Below are 17,386 nucleotides of genomic sequence, written 5' to 3'. Positions count from 1 at the left end.
CAGCGTTATTTTGTGCTTGCTTAATCGTCACCATGCAGGTATATCATACTAAGAATTATTCGTATTCTTAGCTGGAGTGGTAGCATGGCTAAACGACTTTGTAAGATGAATCGCAAGCAAATTGCCGATGGATTAAATGAAATTCATCGCTTGGTGGTCGCACCTAAGTTTGTCTGTCGTTCTTGTGCTCGCTCTTCAGCAGAGAAAACCTCTTTGTGCAAACCTGCCGCCATTCCTCCTCAGCAGTGCCAGAACAAACCTATAGAGCAACAACGCGCCTGTGGTTTGTTAGCGGAAGCTTTACCACCTCAAGAGACTCAAGTCCCTCGTCTTTCTGAAGAGAAGTCCCAAGCGGTGCGCCGCGTGGTGGAGCGGGTTAAAGAGAAAGCGCAGCCTAAGGTGTCTACAGAAGCCAAAGCCACTGCCGATGAACTGACGCTGGACTTGTCCGATAAGAAAGCGATTAAGAAGGCTAAGAAAGCACTTAAGAAACACTACAAGCAGCAGAAGAAGCTATTGAAGCTGGCTAAGAAACAACACAAACTGCAAAAGCACGAGGCTAAAATTAAGGCACGTCTCAGTCAAAACCCTGCCTTGAACCTGCCACCAGAAATGTTCGAACCGGCATCGACACCCAATATGCATTGATAAAAAACGCTCTCCAACTGGAGAGCGTTTTTTTGTTAGCTTGCGGCTTGATAACCTTGGGCGACTTTACGTTTGACCCAGGTTTCGTTAATCCACAACGACAGCATGATGATCGCACCGCCAATCGCTAGGCGGGTTAGGTCAACGTCTCGATTCCAAATCACTATGTTGACGATTAGCCCGGCAGGAACCAGCGCGTTGTTCATAACTGCTAGCGCGCCAGCGTTCACCATAGTCGCTCCTTTGTTCCAGGCAAAGTAGCCGAAACCTGAAGCGATCAGACCTAGATAAATCAGAATGCCCCATTGCGTGCTGGTGGTTGGCATCTTATCGATATTGCCCATCAGCGCAAACGCCACCAAGGCAACACACAGAGCACCTAAGTAGAAATAACCAAAGATCGTATGCTGGGGTAAATCAACCGGTTGCTTCTCCATCAGGTATTTGTAACCCACCTGACCGATGGCAAAACATACGTTAGCACCTTGCACGACAAGGAAACCGATCAGGAAGTTCTCATTGATACCTGCAAATTTAATAAAGGCTGCGCCCGCCACCGCTATAGCGGCAGTTACTAGGTACCAAGGTGAGAATCGACCTTTGAGTAAATCGTAAATCAAGGTGACGTAGATAGGTGTGAATACGGTGAACAGTAGAACTTCCGGTACAGAGAGTAAAAGAAAAGACTGGTAGTAGAAGCAATACATTAAACCAAGCTGGAAACCGCCCACGGTCATCAGCTTAATGATTAGCGATTTATCGACTCCTTTAAATTTAAGGAATGGAATAAACACCAAACTGGCTAGCGCAACGCGCATCAGCACAGAGAACCAAGAATCGACCTGACCAGCAAGGTAAACGCCAATCAGGCTAAACGAGAACGCCCACAATAGGGTGACTGCAGATAGATAACCCATAATTAATACTCATTATCAACAACTGTTCTGCAGTCTATACGAAAACTCTGTCGCGATCAGTCTTTAAGTGGCACGACCAACATGTCGACCGGAGAGCAATTGATCAGCTGTCGGGTGGAAGACAGAAGCTTGCTCCAGAAATCCTGATGATGACCGCATACCACCATATCGATATTGAACTCTTTGATGGTATCGCACAGCTCATTACCCAAATCACCGCTACCAACCAGCGTATGTTTGATCGGGTAGTTGGCGTGCTCTGCAAAGCTCTGCAGTTGCTGTTGTGAGGCTTCAATCGCCTGGTGTTGAGTCTCGGCCAGATTGATGTCAATCAGCCCGGTATACAGCTCTGCGTAGTTGACATCGATGTGAATGAAAGAGACATCGGCCTGAAGAGGTTTGGCGAGAGCAACCGCTTTGTCGACCAAAACCTTACTGTCTTCAGATAGGTCAACGGCAACCAAAATATGCTGATAACTCATAGTGCTATCTCCTTTAGGTGTCTAATTACAGGTTAGCATTAAGGTTAGAATATTTTTGCCGTAGTGATCTCAGATCCACATTCATTCGTCAAAGTGTTATGGTTGGCTAATGATATAGTTCATTGAAGTTCATCGAGTTAATTAGGAGTGATAAATGCTTTCACAGGCAATGGTTGATCAATTGAATGAGCAAATTAATCTCGAATTTTTCTCATCCAATCTATACTTACAAATGAGTGCTTGGTGTGAAGACAATGGTTTCGAAGGTGCTGCTGAGTTTTTACGTACACACGCCGTAGAAGAAATGGAGCATATGCAGCGACTATTCACTTATGTGAGCGAGACTGGCGCGATGCCAATTCTGGGTGCGATCGATGCACCAAAACATGAGTTTGGCAGCCTAGGCGATGTTTTCCGTGAAACCTACGAGCATGAGCAGATGATTACTCAGAAAATCAACACGCTGGCTCACGTAGCGTTTACATCCCAAGATTACTCTACTTTCAACTTCTTGCAGTGGTACGTCGCTGAGCAGCACGAGGAAGAGAAGTTGTTTAAAGGGATTTTAGACAAGCTAGAGTTGGTTGGTGAAGACGGCAAAGCGCTGTTCTTTATCGATAAAGACCTAGCGGCTCTAGCGAAAGAAGGTTCATCTTCTATCATGGATGCCCCTGCTGAATAAACTTCAGCGAAAGACTCTCTAAGCAGATCGTCTTTTTCTTCTGGGCTTCAGGTAGAAGGTGTAGGGAGGAAAAGATGATCAATGCTGATACCATTCTATTCACGCTTATGTTGGTAACTCTGGTGAACATGGCCAGATACTTGACTGCACTGCGTTCTCTCATCTACATCATGCGTGAAGCGCACCCGCTGCTCTATCAGCAAGTCGACGGAAACGGCTTCTTTACCACTCATGGTAATGTCACTAAACAAGTGCGTCTGTTTCATTATCTGAAGAGCAAAGAGTACCACCATCACCATGATGAAGTGTTTACCGGAAAATGCGAACGGGTCAGAGAACTCTTTATTCTTTCTACGTCACTACTCGGGGTAACTTTACTTGCGGCATTCATCTTATAACAGGTGATTTGGCAAGCGTTCCATTTGTGGTTAGAATAGCGCCGAAACTGGCTAAGGATGTGCTAAATGCACATCCTTTTTTATTGGATTTTGGTTGAGAAAAGGTCATGGCGGAAAAGTTTGATGTGGTCGTCATCGGTGCAGGTGCGGCAGGATTAATGTGTGCTGCAGAAGCGGGTAAGCGTGGGCGAAAAGTGCTTGTGCTGGATCACGCTAAAAAACCGGGCCGCAAGATTCTTATTTCGGGTGGTGGGCGTTGTAATTTCACTAACTACGATGTCTCAGCCAAAAACTACCTGTGCAGTAATCCGCATTTCGTAAAATCGGCACTGGCCCAGTACACCAACTGGGACTTTATCTCGATGATCTACAAACATGAAATCCAGTTTGAGGAGCGCGATCATGGTCAGCTGTTCTGTGTTGGTGATTGCGACTCGAAAGACATCGTCAAAATGCTACTTGCAGAGTGTGATTTGCCGACGGTCGAGCAACGTTATCGTCAGGACATTCACCATATAGAAAAAACCGACACGGGCTTTGAGCTGCACGCTAATACCGATGGGATTGAATGTCACTCCTTGGTGGTAGCGACTGGCGGATTGTCGATGCCAAAACTGGGTGCTACACCCTTTGGCTACAAAGTCGCAGAGCAGTTTGGGCTACCCGTGTTGCCGACGACGGCGGGCTTGGTGCCATTTACCTTACACAAAGAAGATAAAGAGGATTTCGCCGAGCTGTCCGGTATCGCGATTCCTGTCGAAATTACCACGCAAAACAATACCACCTTCAAAGAAGCCTTGCTGTTTACTCACAGAGGGTTATCTGGCCCGTCTGTCCTGCAGGTTTCCTCCTACTGGAAGCCCGGCGAGGCAGTGACCGTGAATCTGGTACCGGAAGCTGACATTGATACCTTGTTGAGCCGTTCTTTGGAAAAGCACCCCAACCAAAGCCTGAAAAACACCCTAGCCAAAGTCTTACCGAAGCGCTTAGTAGAAGTGCTGATTGAGCGTAAAGTGTTGACCGATCTGCCACTCAAGCAGTTTGGTGTGAATCAGCTGAAGCAGATTGCTCAGCAACTAGAAAATTGGACCATCGCGCCTAACGGAACGGAAGGGTACCGCACTGCGGAAGTAACGCTAGGTGGCGTTGATACCGATCACCTGTCTTCAAAAACGATGGAGTGCAAGGATATCAAAGGCCTGTATTTCATCGGCGAAGTGATGGACGTGACGGGTTGGCTTGGAGGGTACAACTTCCAGTGGTGCTGGAGCTCAGGGTTTGTTGCCGGGCAGTGGGTATAAGTCTTATCAAGAAAAAAACGGAAGAGTGGGGAGCTCTTCCGTTTTTCGTTTCGGGCTACAGGCAAAGTTATTTGGCTGGTGTGATGGTCAGCTGAGCATCACCAAAGCCAAGTGCCTCAAGTTCTTGTGCGTCAAAGTTGGTTGTGACTTCTATATCACCGATATGTTCACTAACCAGAGCTTCCGCAGAGCGTTTGACGCGGCTGCTTTGTGCAGCGTTGCCAATTGGTGTGGCTTGACCGATTTCGATCGTGCCAGCAAATTGCGATTCCGCGTAGAAATCGCCGGAAACATGAGAGTAAAACGGACGTAGGCTTGCTCCTGTTGCGTACTGCATGTTACCTAAACCGTTTTCATTGATCGCCCAGCTCCAATCCCACCATTTGACTTCACCTGGAATATAACGGTGATCCCATTGATAACGAATATCTGCGGAGTTCTCACTACCGCGTCCCATTGTAAAGGTGTGTGCTTTGTATGGACGGTTGTCTGGGTGAGAATGCCAAGCGTTGCCACCCCAGCGCAGGAAGCCATTAAATTCGACGTCGTAGCTGATATCTGCGCCAAAGCGGTATGGATAAGAGATGCTGGAACGGTAAAGCTCGACACGAATCGGGATTTCAGAGTGAGCAGGCACCGTAGGCCTTGCCTGAAGCGTCACCTGTTCGCTGGTGGATCCGCCATTCGTGCTGGCGAAGCTCTGATTGGCTTCGAGCGTAATCGTCAGCTTAGTGTCGCCGACCAAAGGCCACTTAAAGGTGTTTTCGGTCGATACCTTCTGAGCAAAGCCATAGCTGTTGGTTTTTGACCAGTTGGTTGATTCATCCACTTTCAGGTCCACTACCACTTGCTGTGGGATGTCACTGTTGTTGCGAGCAACCGCCGTTACGGTTTTCACCAGCTGGCGATCCGATTCGGTCACCGTACCGTGCCAGAAATCGCTGTCGTTAAGGGTATAGGCAAAGTTATCGACAGTGATTTTGGTTTTCTCATCGCAGCGATAGCCATCGCATGAACCGTCATTATTGCCTTGAATCACCCAACCGTTGCCTTCACGTCTGACATCCATATCTTCGCCGACATATTGGCTATGGTTGCCACCAACCCAAGCATAACCGAGGTAATGGGCGAGGTAGCTCAACGGACGGACGAAATTAGAGTGGTTGGTTACCAGTTCATACTGAATATCCAGCTCGTCACCTTCTGGAATGGATTTTGAGGAGTAGTTTGGAATTTCAGACAATGCATCGTCAGGGTAACACCAAGTACTGCCATTGGGATTATCCTGCTTAATTTGACCATGGTAGCCAGGTCCCATGATCACCCAATTGTCTTTTAAGCCAGCAATTTGCCACTGACCCATGCGAGAAACAATATAGTCCTTCTGTTCGGATGCTTCGAAGCGGTCAATCGGGCGGTAGCCAGAACGGCAGATATCTTCACCCAGTTGATCAAGCACTAACTGGTCAGGATAAATCTTAGCTTGCGCGCCTGCAGATAGAACGGAAAGAACAGCTGCTGATAACACATGTTTTTTCACCGTAGACATAGACGTTTCCTTTCGTGATTTTTGTTAGTTTTATGATGTTGTGTTGTCATTGTTGGCTGCTTGTCAAAAGCAACAGGTTTACCTTTCCATAGTCATATAATTTACAGTACTGAAAAGAGTTGAATTTTATTCCCTTTAAAATTCAGTGGGATGTATTGTTTTTATTATTGGTTTTATGCAACGCAAACACGGACTGTTTACAGCTTGTGATCTTGCTTCGATAAGATTTAGAAAAATTGTGGTGCGTTTAGATAGCGGAAAAGCAGAGGTACTTGCACAGGCGAAGCCCGTGCGAAGAGAAAGAACAAATATGAGGTAAGAATCTAGTGATAGGCTTAGCGTTTGGCGAGCAGTTGAGCTCGGCCGGTTTGTCTATCGCGGACTATCACAAAGCAGTTGGCTGAATAGAGGATATCGATATCCAGCGTGTAAGGATCATCATTGAGCAGTAGATATGGCGAAATGGTGGCGTCATTCATCACAGGTCTTAACTTCTGTACTGAGAGTAAGTTAATGATGCCGGAGAGTGAAAAGCCGAACTGGCTGAACGATTCCGCTTGGCCCTGAAAACGAATCACTATCGGTTGCTCCATTTTGTCATCCTGAAGTGAAGCAAGGTGAACGACTTCGTTGTTTTCAATCCGAGTCAGTCCATCAGAGCGAAAAATTTGGTTGTCGGGTTGGATATGGATTTCGCTGTGCTGATAACGGTTATCCTCAATACGGTTCGACCAAGGTAGGTTAAGGACAATAGAAAAGATGATCGTAGCGATTATTAGAGTGAGGTATGGGATCATTGTTGTCCCTCCTGAATAAAACGTTCTACCTGAGCCGAGACTTGTTTTAACTGTCCCGGTGCATAAAAGACATTAATCGACTGGCGACGCTGCCTGTCGAGCCACGACAGCTCTGAAAAGCGCTCGTTTTTTTCTATGTATACCACGCAATCGCACTGATTCTGTGAGAGCAACTGGCGTAGCGGTAAACTCAGGCGAGTTTCCGATTCCGTGAAGACTTGGAGTTGTCCGACCGTGTGCCTTGCCAGATGTTGATCGCTCGGAATGTCTTCCCAACGCCAGCCATGCACCTTACTTAATGCCAAGATGCTGGAAGCAAATAACAGCGCAATCGCGGTGACATAACACACAGGAGATTTGCACTCTTTCAAAGACAAGTTGGATGTAACACTCTGGTTCGATATTACAGTCGACGTAGGGAGGTTGGGCGCTGGGCTGGATTTGTCTACTTGTGGTGGCGGGTCAGCGGGCGCATATTCAATACAATGGCTGACCAATCGGTAGCCGACTTTAGGCACAGTCACAATCGGGGACTCCTTGGCTCCTAGTTTTAGTAGGGCCTGCCTAAGCGTACTGATGCTTTTCGCGAGTGACGTTTCGCCAATATATTCACTTCCCCAAACGTGTTGAATGATGTCAGACTTTTTGACAACTTCAGGGGAGTGCTTGAGCAGCAGGTCAAGAACCTGTGCTTCTCGGTAACCAATCTTAATGACGCGTTGTGTGTTAGAAAGCTTATTCTGAACAGAGTGAAATATAATCATACAGCCAGCTTTTTATAGTTATTGTTGTCATCTCAAATCTTATTGAGAGGATCAATATACTATTATGACAATGCAACCGCATGAATATTTTTTAATCAATTATTGGCTCTGTCTCATTGAATCGACAGTCGATGTTGATGTAATGAGAACAAGTGATTGAAAGTGGGAGTGGGAATCCTTTGGCTGGGCAGGAAGGAAAAGATGCGCCCCTGAATTGAGGCGCAGCCGTGTTACAGTTGATCAGCCGCAACGGTTTTAATTGTTGGCCAATTGCCGTTGGCATCCTGAATAAAGCCTTGAGTGTCTTCCAACCAACGCTTTTGCACGGTCTTATCTAAATTTAGGTACAACTTGCCGTCTTCTATCTTCCAAGCTTGTGGATCAGTCTCAAACTTTTTACCCATGGCAACCCCAAAGGCGCAATAGCCACCGTATTGAGGCGCGTATGCCTGAGGGTCTGCACGAAACTGATCGCGGTTTTCGCTGCTGGCAAAGTGATAAATGGCATTTTTATACGTTGCCGTAAACTGTGAGTTGCCTTGGACAGCGCCTTGGTCAGTAAAGTAAGCGACAGGGTCATATCCCTTGATCGCTAAGTCGTTTTGGTCGACGCTCATATCAATATCGGCTGCCATTAATGAAAAGCTGGTACCGAGCATTGCAGCCATTAAAGTGAGTTTTTGACCCGTGGATTTGATGCGTGACATAGCAAGCTCCTTGTCTGTTTTGATTACCTTGCCTGAAAGAATTTAGTCGACTTATCCGGTCTATAGAGGGACTAAGAGCCAAAAAACTATGCGAAAAGTCCGGAGATGAAATGGATTTACTCTCACAACTCATGGAGCACTGCTCAATACGTACTGGTGTGTTTTATTCCGGTCACTTATGTGGTGTGTCTTCATTCCAAGCAAACCCGCAAAACAGTGGCCATCTACACGTTTTGCATTCTGGTGAGCTGACGCTCAATAAAGCACACAGTGAATCACGCCATATTATTGAGCCGTCTATTCTCTACCTGCCACATGGGACCACGCACGCGATTGAAGGTGTTGAGTCCGGAGCGGAGCTGGTATGCGCAAATGTGGAATATCGTGTTGGGCAGATGAACCCTTTGTTGTCTGCACTTCCAGAGGTGGTGGTGATCCCTTTTAGCGCTGCGCCAAGCCTGATACCTGTCATTGACGCCTTGTTTTGTGAATCCGGCAACGATGTGGCGGGGCAACAGTTTCTGATGGACAAACTGAGTGACGCCCTGATGGCGCTGATTTTCCGCCATTTGGTGGAAGAGAAGAAAATAGAGCAGGGGCTGTTTGCCGCGCTGGCCCACCCTCGGCTTGCTGCTGTGGCCTCTGCTGTGCACCAGTTACCTACAAGGCATTTCAGTTTGGCCGAGCTTGCCTCGGTGGCGGCTATGTCACGCACTCAGTTCATCGATACGTTTAAAGCGGTGGTTGGAGAAACGCCCGGAGATTATGTACAGAAATGGCGCATCTCAGTCGCACAATCATTATTGTTGCAGCGTAAACCGTTGAACTGGGTCGCGGATGAAGTGGGTTACAGTAGTTACTCGGGGTTTTCGCGCGCCTTTCATAATATTTCCGGAATGTCGCCACGCCAGTGGCTGCGGGACAAACAGTGTTGATCGCAAGTGCTTAGCACAACCGTTATCGATCTTTTGCTCAATTTCTGTCCTATATTAAATGGACAGAACTTGCTGAAGGAGTGGTATATGAGCTATCAAGCGCTGATCTCAAGAATCAATGAATTACCCAGAATCGAAAGCGTACTTCAGGAATTGCTGGAGATGGTTAACAGGGAGCAAATCGATTTTGGTGAGCTGGCAAAGAAAATGGCCATGGATCAGGTGTTGTTAGCTCGTGTGTTAAGGATGGCAAACTCAGCGCAATTCGGTGGTGTTAAAGGGGTTTCCAACATCAATGATGCGATTGTACGAATTGGTGTTGGTGCGATTCGAAATTTAATTTCTTCTTCTATTCTCGCCTCAACATTTCCTAAACTGGAAACCCTCAATATCAAAGATTACTGGGCCAGTACCTTTGAAGTGGCAACCATTGCCAGTACAGTTGCTAAAGACGTCAAAGTTGATCCTAATGAAGCTTTTATTGCCGGTATTCTACACAACATTGGTGAGCTGATGATTCACTCTTTAGAACCTGAGCAGGCACTGGAAATCAGCCGTCGGGTGGAAAATGGCGAAAACCCTGTAGACGTACAGCGTGAAGTGTTAGGTACGGACGCACAGCAGTTGGGAGCAGCCTTAGCGGAAAGCTGGAAGTTTCCCTCTGAACTGGTTGATGCTATTGCTAATGTTAATCATCCAGGCAAAGCGGTGGAATCGAAAAGGCTGGCTTGCTTGATGTTTCTAGCTCGTGATATTGATCATCAGTGGGACTCAATGCTCAGTGTTGATGAAAAACAAGGGTATTTGAGCAGGCATAAGGCCGCAGCAGCATTGCGAGTTTCCCCTGACCTCACTGATAAAATTGATGAGGTGCGAGGCCAGGGAAGTGAGATGGCTTACCAATTGTTCTAGAAATGTTAACTCACGGATTGTGTGAGATCTTTTTTGCCAAATTTGATCTGCTGGATCACAAGTCCGGTAATGATCAACACTAAGCCGATCAAGGTTGTGGGATGTATTTCTTCACCAATGATGGTCGCCAGTAACGCCAGAGAAATAAACGGTGAAGCGAATATCAGATTGCTGATACGCGCAGTGTTTTGCGTTAATTTAAGTGCGCTGAGCCACAGGACAAAGGTTACCCCCATTTCAAATAGGCCAACATAGCTGACCGCGAGCCAACCTTGCAGAGAAATACCGTTCCAGCCGGCACCTTCGTAGAGGCTTAGGCCAATTGCGAATGGAATCGCAACCAAAAACCCGAGTAACACGCCGACGATAGGGTCGGCTTTGTTTTTAGTGTTGAGTATCCAGTAGCTGGCCCAAAGCAGAGTTGATAGCAGAGCCAGTCCCACCCCTAACGGGCTCTCGAAACTCAGGCCCAGTACATCACCTTTAGTAGCAATGACAATCACGCCAAAGTAACTCAGCGTGCAGGCTATCCAGTCCTGCTTGCGGATTTTCTGGCCGAGGAAGACGGCAGCCATCAGAGTCAAAGTAATCGCCCAGCTATAGTTGATCGCTTGTGCTTGTGAGGCGGGAAGTAAGTCATAGGCTTTGAATAAGATGACGTAGTACGCCAGTGGATTGATCAAGCCAAGCAATAAGTAATACCAAGGATTCGCGAAGAAGGTACTAGCCAGCGAAGACAGTTTGCCCTGAATGGTACATACAGCGGTCAGAGCAATCGCTGAGACCATGCTGGCAACGGTCAGCATTTGAATCGGGGTAAGCTCTGCAAGAGTTAATTTAAAGGCGGTGGCTACGGTAGACCACAATAGGACGGCAGACAGACCAAAGCCTAAAGCACGACGCTCGTTCATGATGTTCCTTTATTAAAACCAACAAGTTAAATTCGTTGGCGATTGGCGGTAGGGCAGATTAGAGAGCGCTTAGTCTAGCTGTTCGATATCTAGCCGACAAACTGGACATTTATCCAGTGGTAAAATACCATTGAAACAGTACCTGAAATAAGAGTTAACCCTTTATTATGCAATGGATTCTGGACAACCAAGCCCTACTTATTAGCGCTATTAGCAGTGCGGCGATCAGCGGAGTCGGAGTAGGCTGGTGGATCAGGCAGAAAACACGCTTTGATCAACAGCTTTTAAAACAACAACTTGAATCCAATCAGCAACTAGCAACAACGCAAATCGGCCAGTTACAGAAAGAGCTAGAGCAAGCACAACAGGAGCTGGATGAACTAGATAGCGAGCGAGATAAAGCCGCGTATGAGCTCAAACAGTCCCACGGTAAATTGATGGCGGTTCTAGAAAAATTGCGTTACTTCGAGGCGGTTAAGCAAGAAAGGCAACAATACGCTGAGGAGCTGACTCAAAGCCGCGATCAGAAAGCTCAGCTTGAAGCCCAGCTCAGAGAACAAGAAGCTCGCCATCAAGAAGAGAACAAAGCCAACCACGACAAATTGCAACTGCTGGAACAGGCGGAGTCTCGTCTCAAGCAGCAATTCGAACACCTAGCCAATCAGTTATTTGAGGCCAAGACCGCCAAAGTCGACCAACAAAACCGCCAAAGTCTGGAAGGGTTGCTATCGCCACTGAAAGAACAGTTGGAAGGGTTTAAGAAACAGGTCAATGACAGTTTTACGGTTGAAGCGAAAGAGCGACACACCTTGGTACATGAACTGAAGAACCTGCAACGCCTCAATGAACAGATGACGCGTGAAGCGGTCAACCTGACTCAGGCGCTCAAAGGCGATAACAAGCAGCAAGGTAACTGGGGAGAGGTCGTCCTTGCGCGTGTGTTGGCGGAGTCCGGATTGCGTGAAGGGCACGAGTACCAGACTCAGGTGAGCCTACAAAATGAAGCGGGTAAGCGCTATCAGCCGGATGTGATTGTCCACTTGCCGCAAGATAAGCAGGTGGTGGTCGACTCTAAAATGACGCTAGTCGCCTATGAGCGTTACTTCAATGCCGAATCAGAGTTAGATCAAGAACAAGCACTAAGTGACCACTTACTATCGGTTAGGAATCATATTAAAGGGCTATCACAAAAGGACTATCATCAGCTTAAAGGGATTCAGAGCCTTGATTACGTGCTGATGTTTATCCCAGTTGAGCCAGCGTTTCAGGTTGCGATTCAGGCCGATCCGGATCTGGTCAAGGATGCGATGGAGCAAAACATTATTCTGGTCAGCCCGACGACCTTGCTGGTGGCATTGCGTACGATCGATAACTTGTGGCGCAACGAACGACAGAATCAAAATGCGCAAATCATTGCCGAGCGAGCCAGTAAGCTGTACGACAAGTTGCGTTTGTTTGTCGATGACATGGAAAGCCTGGGCGGTGCGCTGGATAAAGCGAACCAGAGTTATCAAGGCGCGATGAACAAGCTCGCGACTGGCCGAGGCAATGTGATTCGCCAGGCGGAAAGCTTTAAGCAGCTTGGTGTTGAGGTGAAAAAGCCAATCTCGTCGAGCCTGACAGAACTGGCTCAATATGATGGGCTCACAGAAAATAACTCGATGAGTGAAAATGATTCTATCGCTGAAAGACATCCGGCTGAGGATAAAGTAAACTAATCGCCCGCAGCGCTCAGGTCGTATTTATTCATAGCGTTGCTTGAAGAGGAATCATCATGACGGATACAAGCGTGCAGTCGAATACAGCTTTAGAATCAAATGAAACCACGCATTTTGGTTTCACCACAGTCGCCAAAGAAGAGAAAGTCGCCAAGGTAGCAGAGGTATTCCACTCTGTAGCGGCCAAATACGACATCATGAACGACTTAATGTCGGGTGGTGTGCATCGTCTTTGGAAACGATTCACGATCGATTGCAGTGGTGTGCGTCCGGGTCAGCGTGTGCTGGACCTCGGTGGTGGTACGGGCGATCTGACGGCGAAGTTCTCTCGCATTGTTGGTGAAAAGGGCCATGTGGTTCTGGCTGACATCAACAACTCAATGCTGAATGTTGGTCGCGACAAACTGCGTGACAACGGCATTGTAGGCAACGTGCATTATGTTCAGGCTAACGCTGAAGAATTGCCTTTCCCAGATGATTACTTCGATGCCATCACCATCAGCTTCTGTCTACGTAACGTGACAGACAAAGACAAAGCCCTACGCTCGATGTTCCGCGTTTTGAAGCCTGGCGGTCGTCTTCTTGTGCTCGAATTCTCTAAGCCTGTGCTTGAGCCTTTGTCAAAAATCTACGATGCGTACTCATTCCACCTATTGCCGAAAATGGGTGAGCTGGTAGCAAATGATTCTGAGAGCTACCGTTATCTGGCAGAGTCTATTCGTATGCACCCGGATCAGGAAACCTTGAAAGGGATGATGGAAAATGCTGGATTTGAGAAAGCCAGCTACTACAACCTGACCGGCGGCATCGTTGCGCTGCATCGTGGCTACAAATTCTGAGGTTAAAGGATCGCTATGCCATTTGAACCTCTTGTTACTGCTGCGATTGAATCAACACTCAATACACTTATTAACGACGACCCAGAGCTGGGGCGTCGTCTTGCCCGTCTTAAAGGCCAGGTGATTCAAGTTCACCTCAAAGAGCTCAATAAGACGCTGACTTTTGTCTTCAGCCAGCAAATTGATGTTCTGGCGAATTACGAAGGTCAACCAGACTGCTACCTATCATTAAACCTATCGGTGTTGCCAGAGCTGCGCGAGCAATCCAATATCACCAAGCTGATCAAGCAAGACAAAGTGATACTGGAAGGCGATATTCAACTGGCGCAGAAATTCTCTCAGCTAATGACGGATTGCAAACCGGACATTGAAGAGTGGTTGTCGCGCGTCACGGGGGATGTGGTGGCGTATAGCTTAGTTCAAGGCGTGTCCAATTTAGGACAGTTTGTTAAAGCAAAAGCGGACAAACATCAAAACCACCTTGCTCAGGTCATTACCGAAGAGTGGAAACTGGCGCCAGCGCCATTAGAAATTGCCCATTTCTGCGATCAGGTTGACGACGTCAGAAGTCAGGCTGCTCGTATTGAAGCTAAGTTGAATCAGCTGCTGGAGCGCGCATGACTCCGGCCGAACTGAAACGACTCTATCGCATAATCAAAGTTCAGCTTGAATACGGTCTTGACGAACTGCTGCCTAATCACCAGTTAACCAAAGCCCCTTTGCTTGCTCGTAAAGCGCTGTTTTGGATTAAAAACCAACACGCTGACAAAGAGTTAGGTGAAAGGTTGCGCCTTGCTCTGCAGGAGCTTGGTCCGGTATGGATCAAGTTTGGCCAGATGATGTCGACCCGACGTGATCTCTTCCCTGCGCACATTGCCGATCCGTTGGCGCTGCTTCAAGACCAAGTTTCTCCCTTTGATGGTCAGCTAGCCAAAGAGCAGATTGAGCTGGCGTTAGGTGGCCCTTTGGAAAATTGGTTTACCGACTTTGATATCAAACCACTGGCCTCCGCATCGATCGCTCAAGTCCATACCGCCAAGCTCAAATCGACTAACCAAGAAGTGGTATTAAAGGTTATCCGGCCAGATATTCGTCCGGTCATTGATGCAGATCTAAAACTGATGTACCGAATGGCGCGTATAGTCGCCAAAGCACTTCCTGAAGCACGTCGTTTGAAACCGGTTGAAGTGGTGCGTGAGTATGAAAAAACGCTCCTCGATGAGTTGGACTTACGACGAGAAGCGGCAAATGCGATTCAGCTGAGAAGAAACTTTGAAGGCAGCGATGAATTGTATGTTCCTGAAGTAATTACGGACTTTAGTAATGAAACTGTAATGGTTTCTGAGCGAATATACGGCATCCAAGTTTCTGACATAGAAGGCTTGAAGGCCAATGGCACCAATATGAAGCTATTGGCCGAGCGCGGTGTGAGTGTCTTTTTCACTCAGGTGTTCCGCGACAGCTTTTTCCATGCCGATATGCATCCGGGCAACGTTTTTGTTAACCCTGAGCATCCGGACAATCCACAGTGGATTGGTTTGGACTGTGGCATCGTTGGAACGTTGAATAGTGAAGACAAACGCTATCTGGCGGAAAACTTCCTCGCCTTCTTTAACCGTGATTACCGCCGTGTGGCTGAGTTACACGTTGAATCAGGTTGGGTTCCACGTGAAACGAACGTTGATGAGTTTGAATTCGCCATTCGCATTGTGTGTGAACCGATTTTTGCTAAGCCGCTGTGTGAGATCTCGTTCGGACATGTGTTACTGAACCTATTTAACACCGCACGCCGCTTCAATATGGAAGTACAGCCACAGCTGGTGCTGCTGCAGAAAACCCTATTGTATGTGGAAGGCTTGGGGCGTCAGCTCTACCCACAGCTTGATTTATGGGAAACTGCAAAGCCATTCCTTGAAGAGTGGATGATGAATCAAGTAGGGCCGCAGGCAGTGATTAATGCGGTCAAGGATCGCGCGCCGTTTTGGGCCGAGAAGCTGCCTGAATTGCCAGAGCTACTGTATGACAGTTTACGTCAGGGCAAGATGATGAATCAGCGTATGGATCAGCTCTATCAAGGCTACCGCACTACGAAACGTCAGCAGGCAACGGGGAAATTTTTATTTGGTATTGGGGCCACATTAGTCGTATGCTCGGCAATATTGGTCAACAGTGCGTATGAGCAGCTATCCATGGCAAGCGCTATCGGTGGTGTCACATTTTGGCTGCTCAGTTGGCGAGCTTATCGTCAATAGACGTTAAGCTATTGAAATGATTTGTTTAGTAAAACCCGAGGTATAGAAAATGGGTGGTATTAGTATTTGGCAACTTCTGATTATTGCTGTCATTGTTATTCTTCTATTCGGTACTAAGAAACTACGTGGTATCGGTGGTGATCTAGGTGGCGCAGTGAAGGGCTTCAAGAAAGCCATGAACGACGAAGACCCGGCGAAAAAAGACGCGGACTTTGAGCCCAAAAACATTGAGCAGCAGAAGACAGACGCTTCTGCTGAAACAAAGAAAGATAAAGAGCAGGCGTAACACGTGTTTGATATCGGTTTCTGGGAACTGGTATTAATATCTGTCGTCGGGCTGGTGGTTCTTGGTCCTGAGCGTTTGCCTCATGCGATTCGCAGCGTGTCACGATTTGTCGGGGCGGCGAAAAACATGGCAAACAGCGTGAAAGATGAACTTTCACATGAATTAAAGGTTCAGGAACTGCAAGAAAACTTGCGCAAAGCAGAGAAAATGGGGATGGAAGATCTGTCGCCAGAGCTGAAGTCTTCTGTTGAAGAACTCAAGCAAGCCGCGCAAGATGTGCAGCGCCCATATGCGAGTAAAAGCGACTCAGCGTCTACCAACGTTGAATCTGAAGTGGACAAACCGTCCGCTGCAGAAGCGAAACACTCCGCAGATGCGGTCGAGTCACTGGATGCCCAGCCGGCACCTCAGGCAGATAAAAAAGCCGAATAGTCTCGCATTAGGGGAGCTGCTGTGAGCAGCTCCTTTTCGATCTTTTAGAGTAGAGGTTTTCATGTCTTCTGTTGAGCAGACACAACCTTTGATCAGCCATCTGCTGGAACTGCGTAATCGCCTGCTACGTGCGATTGTCGCTGTACTGGTGGTGTTTGTTGGCCTGATCTATTTCGCGAATGACATCTATGAGTTTGTCTCGTCGCCTCTCGTTGAACGCCTGCCTGAAGGGGCGACAATGATTGCGACTGATGTTGCATCGCCATTTTTCACCCCGCTAAAGCTGACTTTAATCGCGTCAATTTTTGTGGCTGTGCCGTACATTCTTTATCAGGTTTGGGCGTTTGTTGCTCCTGGCTTGTACAAGCATGAACGACGCCTGATTATGCCATTGATGTTTTCCAGCTCGCTGCTGTTCTATTGTGGCGTGGCTTTCGCGTATTTCGTGGTATTCCCACTGGTATTTGGCTTCTTTACGGCGATATCACTGGGTGGCGTAGAGTTCGCCACGGATATTTCCAGCTACCTCGACTTTGTGCTGGCGTTGTTCTTAGCCTTTGGTATTGCGTTTGAAGTGCCGGTGGCAATCATATTGCTGTGCTGGACGGGGGCGACGGATCCGAAAAGCTTAAGTGAAAAGCGCCCATACATTATCGTTGGTGCGTTTATCGTCGGCATGATGCTGACGCCGCCGGATATGATTTCGCAGACCTTGCTGGCGATCCCAATGTGCTTATTATTTGAGGTCGGCTTGTTCTTTGCGCGCTTCTATGTGCGCAAGAGTGACGATGAAGAAGAACAAGAAGAGGCCTGATATTAGGTCCTGACATAAGAGAAAGGCTTGCCAAGTGGCAAG

General features: G+C 47.6%; 20 protein-coding genes. 13 read left to right on the top strand and 7 right to left on the bottom strand.

The annotated features are described in order from the left end of the window. Positions 1-84 precede the first annotated feature (84 nt). Positions 85-648, top strand: a complete 564-nt coding sequence (locus tag QMA41_RS24215; protein ID WP_065740970.1) for a hypothetical protein — start codon at positions 85-87, stop codon at positions 646-648. Positions 649-683: 35 nt separating this feature from the next. Here QMA41_RS24215 and QMA41_RS24210 read toward each other — a convergent pair whose 3' ends face one another. Then, positions 684-1,565: a carboxylate/amino acid/amine transporter gene (locus QMA41_RS24210; RefSeq protein ID WP_043006570.1), complete on the bottom strand. Its 882-nt coding sequence runs from the start codon at positions 1,563-1,565 to the stop codon at positions 684-686. Positions 1,566-1,621: 56 nt separating this feature from the next. Next, positions 1,622-2,047: a universal stress protein UspA gene (uspA, locus tag QMA41_RS24205; RefSeq protein WP_006957547.1), complete on the bottom strand. Its 426-nt coding sequence runs from the start codon at positions 2,045-2,047 to the stop codon at positions 1,622-1,624. Positions 2,048-2,201: 154 nt separating this feature from the next. Between uspA and ftnA the strand changes: the two genes are divergently transcribed. The 3 genes from ftnA to QMA41_RS24190 all read left to right on the top strand — a co-directional run bounded on the left by ftnA (position 2,202) and on the right by QMA41_RS24190 (position 4,428). After that, positions 2,202-2,729 carry a non-heme ferritin gene (gene ftnA / locus QMA41_RS24200; protein ID WP_006957548.1) on the top strand — a complete coding sequence of 176 codons (528 nt, stop codon included), beginning with the start codon at positions 2,202-2,204 and terminating at the stop codon, positions 2,727-2,729. A 74-nt stretch (positions 2,730-2,803) separates the two neighbouring features. Then, positions 2,804-3,127, top strand: a complete 324-nt coding sequence (gene uspB / locus QMA41_RS24195; RefSeq protein WP_006957549.1) for a universal stress protein UspB — start codon at positions 2,804-2,806, stop codon at positions 3,125-3,127. Positions 3,128-3,234: 107 nt separating this feature from the next. Further along, positions 3,235-4,428 carry an NAD(P)/FAD-dependent oxidoreductase gene (locus QMA41_RS24190; RefSeq protein WP_281630784.1) on the top strand — a complete coding sequence of 398 codons (1,194 nt, stop codon included), beginning with the start codon at positions 3,235-3,237 and terminating at the stop codon, positions 4,426-4,428. A gap of 67 nt (positions 4,429-4,495) precedes the next feature. Here QMA41_RS24190 and QMA41_RS24185 read toward each other — a convergent pair whose 3' ends face one another. The 4 genes from QMA41_RS24185 to QMA41_RS24170 form a co-directional block, all read right to left on the bottom strand. Continuing rightward, the gene (locus QMA41_RS24185) at positions 4,496-5,977 is read right to left on the bottom strand and encodes an aerolysin family beta-barrel pore-forming toxin (protein WP_064488943.1); all 1,482 of its coding nucleotides are present in this window, start codon (positions 5,975-5,977) and stop codon (positions 4,496-4,498) included. 335 nt (positions 5,978-6,312) lie between these two features. Next, positions 6,313-6,774, bottom strand: coding sequence for a hypothetical protein (locus QMA41_RS24180; RefSeq protein ID WP_019277631.1), 462 nt, complete (start codon positions 6,772-6,774; stop codon positions 6,313-6,315). Continuing rightward, positions 6,771-7,538, bottom strand: a complete 768-nt coding sequence (locus tag QMA41_RS24175) for a winged helix-turn-helix domain-containing protein (RefSeq protein ID WP_281630783.1) — start codon at positions 7,536-7,538, stop codon at positions 6,771-6,773. Before QMA41_RS24175 ends, QMA41_RS24180 begins: the two co-directional genes overlap by 4 nt. Before the next feature lie 230 nt (positions 7,539-7,768). Further along, on the bottom strand, positions 7,769-8,245 hold the full coding sequence (locus QMA41_RS24170; protein WP_038164562.1) for a YHS domain-containing (seleno)protein: 477 nt from the start codon (positions 8,243-8,245) through the stop codon (positions 7,769-7,771). A gap of 110 nt (positions 8,246-8,355) precedes the next feature. Between QMA41_RS24170 and QMA41_RS24165 the strand changes: the two genes are divergently transcribed. Then, positions 8,356-9,180 (top strand): AraC family transcriptional regulator, encoded by an 825-nt coding sequence (locus QMA41_RS24165; RefSeq protein ID WP_281630782.1) that lies wholly within the window; start codon positions 8,356-8,358, stop codon positions 9,178-9,180. Positions 9,181-9,267: 87 nt separating this feature from the next. Further along, complete coding sequence (locus tag QMA41_RS24160; RefSeq protein ID WP_019277635.1) at positions 9,268-10,092, top strand: HDOD domain-containing protein; 825 nt, start codon at positions 9,268-9,270, stop codon at positions 10,090-10,092. A 5-nt stretch (positions 10,093-10,097) separates the two neighbouring features. On the opposite strand, the gene QMA41_RS24155 is transcribed toward QMA41_RS24160, so the two are convergent. Next, positions 10,098-11,003: a DMT family transporter gene (locus QMA41_RS24155; protein WP_281630781.1), complete on the bottom strand. Its 906-nt coding sequence runs from the start codon at positions 11,001-11,003 to the stop codon at positions 10,098-10,100. A gap of 167 nt (positions 11,004-11,170) precedes the next feature. Between QMA41_RS24155 and rmuC the strand changes: the two genes are divergently transcribed. The 7 genes from rmuC to tatC all read left to right on the top strand — a co-directional run bounded on the left by rmuC (position 11,171) and on the right by tatC (position 17,344). After that, positions 11,171-12,721: a DNA recombination protein RmuC gene (rmuC, locus tag QMA41_RS24150; protein ID WP_172851598.1), complete on the top strand. Its 1,551-nt coding sequence runs from the start codon at positions 11,171-11,173 to the stop codon at positions 12,719-12,721. Positions 12,722-12,777: 56 nt separating this feature from the next. Next, positions 12,778-13,560 (top strand): bifunctional demethylmenaquinone methyltransferase/2-methoxy-6-polyprenyl-1,4-benzoquinol methylase UbiE, encoded by a 783-nt coding sequence (ubiE, locus tag QMA41_RS24145; RefSeq protein WP_019277638.1) that lies wholly within the window; start codon positions 12,778-12,780, stop codon positions 13,558-13,560. Between the two features lie 15 nt (positions 13,561-13,575). Further along, the gene (locus tag QMA41_RS24140; protein WP_171348723.1) at positions 13,576-14,181 is read left to right on the top strand and encodes an SCP2 domain-containing protein; all 606 of its coding nucleotides are present in this window, start codon (positions 13,576-13,578) and stop codon (positions 14,179-14,181) included. Further along, the gene (gene ubiB, locus QMA41_RS24135; RefSeq protein ID WP_019277640.1) at positions 14,178-15,812 is read left to right on the top strand and encodes a ubiquinone biosynthesis regulatory protein kinase UbiB; all 1,635 of its coding nucleotides are present in this window, start codon (positions 14,178-14,180) and stop codon (positions 15,810-15,812) included. Before QMA41_RS24140 ends, ubiB begins: the two co-directional genes overlap by 4 nt. Positions 15,813-15,861: 49 nt before the next feature. After that, positions 15,862-16,098 (top strand): Sec-independent protein translocase subunit TatA, encoded by a 237-nt coding sequence (tatA, locus tag QMA41_RS24130; protein ID WP_019277641.1) that lies wholly within the window; start codon positions 15,862-15,864, stop codon positions 16,096-16,098. A 3-nt stretch (positions 16,099-16,101) separates the two neighbouring features. Next, entirely contained in the window at positions 16,102-16,530 is a 429-nt protein-coding gene (gene tatB / locus QMA41_RS24125) for a Sec-independent protein translocase protein TatB (protein ID WP_043006587.1), read from the top strand. A gap of 61 nt (positions 16,531-16,591) precedes the next feature. Beyond that, positions 16,592-17,344, top strand: a complete 753-nt coding sequence (gene tatC / locus QMA41_RS24120; protein ID WP_043006588.1) for a twin-arginine translocase subunit TatC — start codon at positions 16,592-16,594, stop codon at positions 17,342-17,344. Positions 17,345-17,386: the final 42 nt, after the last annotated feature.

The organism is Vibrio sp. St2, from assembly GCF_947311885.1.
In the GTDB taxonomy this organism is placed as follows: Bacteria; Pseudomonadota; Gammaproteobacteria; order Enterobacterales; family Vibrionaceae; genus Vibrio; species Vibrio coralliilyticus.
This window is presented reverse-complemented; position numbering and strand designations above follow the sequence as displayed.